This is a genomic window from Novipirellula sp. (genome assembly GCF_041583735.1).
In the GTDB taxonomy this organism is placed as follows: Bacteria; Planctomycetota; Planctomycetia; order Pirellulales; family Pirellulaceae; genus Novipirellula.
Genome location: NZ_JBFHFD010000492.1, coordinates 1 through 6,461 on the forward strand (window position 1 = coordinate 1; position 6,461 = coordinate 6,461).

Genomic DNA, 6,461 nt, shown 5'->3' on the forward strand with positions numbered 1-6,461 from the left:
GCGGATGCCGACACCGACTACAACATCTATTACTGCATGGCCGACCCGACGTTAGGCGACGAGATGCTTGCGAAGCAACGGAGCGATGGTGTGGACGCTCATAGCCGAGCAGTTGATCCGATGTTCATTGATCCAGAAAATGGAGATTTTCGGTTTCAACCGAATTCGCCCGCACTGAAAATGGGTATCAAACCAATCGACGTGTCCGAAATGGGGCTAAGATCCGAGACGTCACCGGATTCATCAATATGAGAGCACGGTCTGATCGGATAACACAGGTGGAAGTATTGGTATTTTCGGCTAAGATCGAAACCACAGTCATTTTCGAAACAACCAATTTAGACGCCTTTGAAAATCATGATGCCTCACGTGCGAACAATAAAACCCCGTATCGGCGTCACTGCTATGCTCTTTGTTTGCATCTGGGGGTCTTGCTGCTGCCGCGCTGACGAGGCAACGCGAGCAGTACGGTTGCAAACCGATGCTAATCGCTCGAAGGGGAAGAACTTCGTGCACCCGGGCATCGCACACAGTGCCGCACGTATCGAGTTTGTCAGAGCCAAGATCGCTGCCGGCGAACAACCCTGGGCGGGCGAGTGGAAACGACTGCAGGATTCGCGTATCGCTAGCCTGGATTACCAACCAAACCCAAGGGCTCATGTCGAGCGAGGTCCAAGCAACAATCCCAATATCGGTTCGTCGGAATTTTCCAATGATGCCGCGGCCGCCTATACGCAGTCGCTACGCTGGGTGCTGTCTGGCGACCCGCAGCATGCCCATAAAGCAGCCGAAATCATTGATGCATGGTCCTCGACACTCAAGACGATCACGAATCACGACGCCAGGTTGCTCGTCGGCATGGAAGGGCATCTGTTCTGTAACGCCGCCGAGTTGTTGCGACACACCTGGGATGGATGGCCCGAAGCGAAACAGGAACAATTTCGCAAGATGGCTCGCAACGTATGGTATCCGATCATCAAAGACTTTTATCCAACGGCCAACGGCAATTGGGACGCGTCGATGTTACAAACGATGATTGCGATGGGCGTTTTCTTGGACGATCGCGAGATGTTTGATCGGGCAGTGAATTATTTCCTTGACGGCGAAGGCAACGGTGCGATTGGAAATTATTTCAACGACTTTGGTGAGTGCCAGGAATCGGGACGCGATCAAGCCCACACCCAAATGGGATTAGAGTTTCTCGCCAACACTTGCGAGACGGCTTGGAATCAAGGCATCGATTTGTACGCTGCAAAGGACAATCGCTTGTTACTCGGGTTCGAGTACACCGCGAAATACAACCTAGGATTCGACGTTCGCTATGAACCGTTTCGCAGTGTCGAGGGACGCTACCACTACAAGCAAATCTCAGAAGACCGAGGGCGACTACGTCCGATGTATGAACGAGTCTACAACCACTATTACCACCGCAAAGGTTTCCCAGCGGAATTCACACAGCAAGCGGTGATGAAGATCCGCGAAGGCGATCGCGATGGCTCTCGTTCACGCGGTCGCCGCAACCGCAATCGTCGCAACAATCGCGAAGGGGGTTTCAGCTCGTTGCGATGGGACACGTTGATGTTTGCAAGCGAATAAGCGCACAACGCCTGCGATCCGATAATGTCTTCTTGTAAACGGCGTCTTAAAGTGGGGACGCCGGCGGATTCGAACATTATCATGCAAAGTACTTCGCTAAAATGAGCTTGTGGTAAGGCCGAAATGAGAGGCCGCATCTCGCCAAGGGCGGGAAAATGACGCAAATCATTAACTGCATGTCGTAGATACGTCTCGAATGAACCGATCCGGCGAAGGATAATGCATTGCTTGTAACGCCCTCCTTCCACCCGCATGATGCTTGCTGCGCGTCACCGGTGCTCGTCCCACGCGGCGAGATCGAATGTCGCTACCGTCGCTGCTTTCGGCCTCAGCGAATAAGTCAATCGACTCCGGCTTGTTCGACGAAGGTCCAATCAATTGCGGCCCCACCGATTCCAGCAACAAAGACTCGACGAAAGAAGCAAAAATGAAACTTCTGAACCTGATTTTCGTGATTGGCGTTGGGTGCGTCCAATTGCTTGCTGCCAATACTGGGACCGGAGCTGATACTGACGCCAAGCCCAATGTCATCCTCGTCATGACCGACGATCAGGGCTACGGTGACCTCGGTTGCCACGGCAATCCCATTCTGAAGACGCCGAATATCGATCATCTCTATTCCGAATCGATTCGTTTCACCGACTTCCACGTCAGTCCGTTCTGCACACCGACACGGGCGGCGTTGATGACGGGTAACCATCCTGGTTACTCGGGAGCGTACCGCACGAGTTCGGGACGCACGATGCTGCATCGTGACGAAAAAACAGTGGCGAATCTATTTGCCGAAAATGGATACGCTACCGGCATGGTTGGGAAGTGGCATCTCGGTGACAACGCTCCTCATCGGCCACAAGATCGCGGGTTTCAGGATGTCGTCTGGCATCGTTGCGGCGGTGTGGGGCAGGCTTCGGATCACTGGGGCAACGACTACTTTGACGACATCTACGAACGCAATGGAAAGTTCGAGCCGTTCGAAGGCTATTGCACCGACGTTTGGTTCCGAGAAGGCATTCGATTTGTAGACGAGCACAAGGACCAACCGTTCTTTCTGTATCTCGCTTTGAACGCACCGCACGGACCCTATCGCGTTCCGCCCGAATGGGCCGAACCCTATAGTGGCAACAAATCGGTGGCCAACCCGAACTTCTACGGAATGATCGCCAATATCGATCACAACATGGGGATCTTGCGCAAACGGCTCAGTGAGCTGGGGCTGACCGAGAACACGATCCTGATTTTCATGACCGACAATGGGACCGCTGCCGGTGCGAAGTTCAAAGGCTTGGACTCGGAGGCAATCGTGGGCTACAACGCGGGGATGCGAGGCAAGAAGTCATCGGTTTACGACGGTGGTCATCGTGTACCGTTCTTTATCCATTGGCCCGCCGGCGGGCTGAACGGGGGCAAGGATATCGAAACACTCGCGGCCCATATTGATGTGTTGCCGACGCTAGCAGACCTTTGCGGTATTCCAGTGTCCGAAGATTACCGGCCCGACGGAGTCTCGCTGAAACCGCTGCTCAGCGTCGCTCAGCCAAGCAGCGTCTCTGATTCAGACAGCACTTTGAAGCCCGACAAACCGGGTCAGCCATGGCCGCGAGATCATCACGTGGTGCAATTCCACGGCGGGGCCGGAGGCAGCACGCTGCCTTCGGCGCCGTTTGAATATTCGGTGGTGATGACCGAGCGATGGCGATTGGTCAATTCCGACGGCCAAGCCCTGTATGACATCCAGACCGATCCCACGCAAAGAACCAATGTCGCTGCGGATCATCCCGAAGTGGTGGCGAAATTGCGTGAACTTTACCAACCGTTTTGGGACAAGGTTTCGCCTAGGTTGACGCCGGTTCGAATCGATGTCGGTAATCCAGCCGAGAACCCGACCGTCCTTTGCTCGCAGGATTGGTTCATGCCCACCGGAAACCCACCGTGGAACTTCACTTCCATCCGAAAACTTCCCAAGGTCACCGGACCCTGGATGATCGAAGTGAAGCAGGCCGGCCGCTATCGAATCACGCTCCGTCAGTTTCCCAAAGAAGCCAACAAAGTCGTGGTTGCTGAGCGAGCAAAAATCGAGATCGCTGGCAAAACCGTAGAACAAACCGTCGCCCCGCAGAGCCAGGGAGTGGTGTTTGAGCTGGAACTGCCAGCGGGTCCCACCGAATTGGTGACCTATCTGTATGACGCCAAGGGACGCGCGGGCGGAGCCTACTTTACCGAAGTCGAAGCGATTTGACCGATCTCAAGCCATTTTTGCAAAACTGCGTTGCTACCGTCGCAAGACGGTGAACGTCGAAGCGAGTAAGCAATACGAAGCCATCCAGCATGCCACTGACCTCTGATGAGAAACAGCCAACTCTCTTCACCCTCGCGTTATTCACGCTACTGGCGGAATCAGAAACAGTCGCAGGCTCTCGATATCAAACGCAGATCAAAAACTAGTCGAAAGAGAAAAGGATAATGAAAACGGTACCATGTTTAATCGGTCTTTTGATCGCGTTCGCGGCTCAGGCTCAAACGTTCGCTGAGTCATCGAGAAGCGAAATGGGAACGGTGACGGTGTCGCATTCCGACGTGACCGGGATTGGTGCAGAAGACGGTGTGATGCGTCGCGATCCGAGCGATGTCATCAAGGTCGGTGAGCTTTACTATGTGTGGTATTCGAAGGGGCCAACCAAAAGCGGTTACGATGCAACGGTTTGGTATGCCACCTCGTCTGATGGCCACAACTGGACCGAAAAAGGGATGGCACTAGGGAAAGGGAAGCCTGGTTCGGGTTCCTGGGACGAGGCCAGTGTCTTTACTCCCAATATCCTTGTTGCGGAGGGAAAGTACTGGCTGTTTTTCTCCGGCATCTCTATCGCTCCGAAAGTGATGCCGGATTCAAAAATCGGTATCGCGGTATCGGAATCTCCCGACGGCCCCTGGGAACGTCTGGCCACCAACCCCGTATTGAAAAATGGCGACAACCCGGCGGACTTTGATAGCCATCTGGTTGACGATGCCTGCTTGATGGTGCGGGAGGGGAAATATTGGCTCTACTACAAGGGGCGGCAGTTGGGCAAAAAACCCGCACATACTCAGATGGGGCTCGCCATTGCAGATCACCCGCAAGGACCCTATGTGAAACATCCTGAAAACCCGGTGATCCCAGGAAACCATGCTGTATTGGCTTGGCCCCAGGCTACGGGCGTCGCAGCGATGATCGGGACCACCGGCCCCGAAGAGATCACGAACACGATTCAGTATGCGGCGGATGGCGTTCATTTTTCGAAAACGCACGATGTTGTTGATGGCCCCGTAGCGGGTGGATTTTATCGCCCCGAAGCGTTTACCAATCGCAGCGAAGGTGAACTGCCCCAATGGGGGCTCGAAATCGGGACACAACACAAGCTGCCCTGTATCAGGCGTTTTGATTGCAAGGTTAGCCCAAATCCTGGGTCCGCCAACAACGAGTAAGAACATAACTAGCAAGTCGATATCGATGAAATCAATGAAACGCTTCCTCACGGTGATTGCTTTTCTGCTGTTCTCCGGTGCCAGTGCAGTGTTGGCCTCGGACAGCAAACCCAACTTCGTGGTGATCTTTACCGACGACCAGGGCTACAGCGATCTCAGCTGTTTTGGCGGGCAACATGTTGACACGCCGAGGATTGACCAGATGGCGGCCGAGGGCGCACGACTGACCAACTTCTACGTGGCTGCACCTGTCTGTACACCCTCGCGTGCTGCTTTGATGACGGGTTGCTATCCCAAACGAATCGATATGGCCACCGGCTCTAACTTTGGGGTGTTGCTTGCCGCGGACTCCAAGGGTCTGAATCCTGAAGAGATAACCATTGCCGAAGTGCTGAAGACGGCGGGGTACAAAACGGGGATGTTCGGCAAGTGGCACCTTGGCGACCAACCCGCCTTCCTCCCGACCCGGCAGGGCTTTGACGAATTCTTCGGACTTCCCTACAGCCATGACATCCACCCGTTCCATACCAATCAGAAGAAGCACCATTTCCCGCCACTGCCGTTGCTCGATGGCGAGACGGTGATTGAAACCGACCCCGACGCCGACTACCTGACGCGGCGAATCACCCAGCGGGCGGTAAGCTTCATCGAATCCAACAAGAACACCCCGTTCTTTGTTTACATCCCACACCCCATCCCCCATCGGCCGATTCACGTTTCGCCTCCCTTTATGAAATCGGTTCCTGAGCCGCTGAAGGCGAAACTCGCTCGGGAAGAACCGAACAAGACGATCGACTACAAAACGCGGGATCAGATTTATTCGTCCGCGATCAGCGAAATCGATTGGTCGGTCGGACAGATTCTTGACGCCCTCAAACAGAACGGCATCGACGACAACACGCTAGTGATCTTTACATCCGACAACGGCCCGTCGATCGGCAAGGCGACTCCGCTGAAAGGCAAAAAAGGATCGACGTTCGAGGGCGGAATGCGTGAACCGACCGTGATTCGATGGCCAGGAAAAATACCGGCGGGTGTTGATAATCATGAAATCATGACCACCATGGATCTACTGCCGACCTTCGCCAAATTGGCCGGTGCTGAAGTTCCAAGTGACCGAGTGATCGATGGCAAGGATATTTGGCCGGTACTGGCTGAAAGCGGAAAATCTCCTCACAAGGCGTTCTTCTACCATCAGGGGGACACGCTTGTTGCGGTACGTTCCGGCCAATGGAAACTGCATTTAGGCAAGCCGAAGGGGAAGCGTGCTGCATCGCCGGTGCTTTTCGATTTACAGCAGGACATTGGCGAAACCACGAATGTAGCGAAGGCGAATCCAGACGTCGTCGCGCGGCTGCGTGCACACATAGTCGCGTTTGAAAAAGAGCTCTCTCAAAACAGCCGCC

Annotated in this window: 4 protein-coding genes and 1 pseudogene; all 5 read left to right on the forward strand. The window is 54.4% G+C overall.

The window, feature by feature from the left end:
* A pseudogene (locus ABX962_RS26545) lies at nucleotides 1-252 on the forward strand (right-handed parallel beta-helix repeat-containing protein); the annotation flags it as partial.
* 258 nt (nucleotides 253-510) lie between these two features.
* On the forward strand, nucleotides 511-1,596 hold the full coding sequence (locus ABX962_RS26550) for an alginate lyase family protein (protein WP_372723898.1): 1,086 nt from the start codon (nucleotides 511-513) through the stop codon (nucleotides 1,594-1,596).
* A 427-nt stretch (nucleotides 1,597-2,023) separates the two neighbouring features.
* A complete protein-coding gene (locus tag ABX962_RS26555) occupies nucleotides 2,024-3,832 on the forward strand; it encodes an arylsulfatase (RefSeq protein ID WP_372723900.1) in 1,809 nt (602 codons plus the stop codon).
* Between the two features lie 224 nt (nucleotides 3,833-4,056).
* A complete protein-coding gene (locus ABX962_RS26560; protein ID WP_372723901.1) occupies nucleotides 4,057-5,055 on the forward strand; it encodes a family 43 glycosylhydrolase in 999 nt (332 codons plus the stop codon).
* A gap of 34 nt (nucleotides 5,056-5,089) precedes the next feature.
* A partial coding sequence (locus ABX962_RS26565) for a sulfatase (RefSeq protein WP_372723903.1) occupies nucleotides 5,090-6,461 on the forward strand: 1,372 nt, incomplete at its 3' end.

Excerpts from the sequence above, each read along its gene's own strand:
- ABX962_RS26555 (WP_372723900.1), top strand. The coding sequence starts at position 2,024 with ATGAAACTTCTGAACCTGATTTTCGTGATTGGCGTTGGGTGCGTCCAA.
- ABX962_RS26560 (WP_372723901.1), top strand. The coding sequence starts at position 4,057 with ATGAAAACGGTACCATGTTTAATCGGTCTTTTGATCGCGTTCGCGGCT.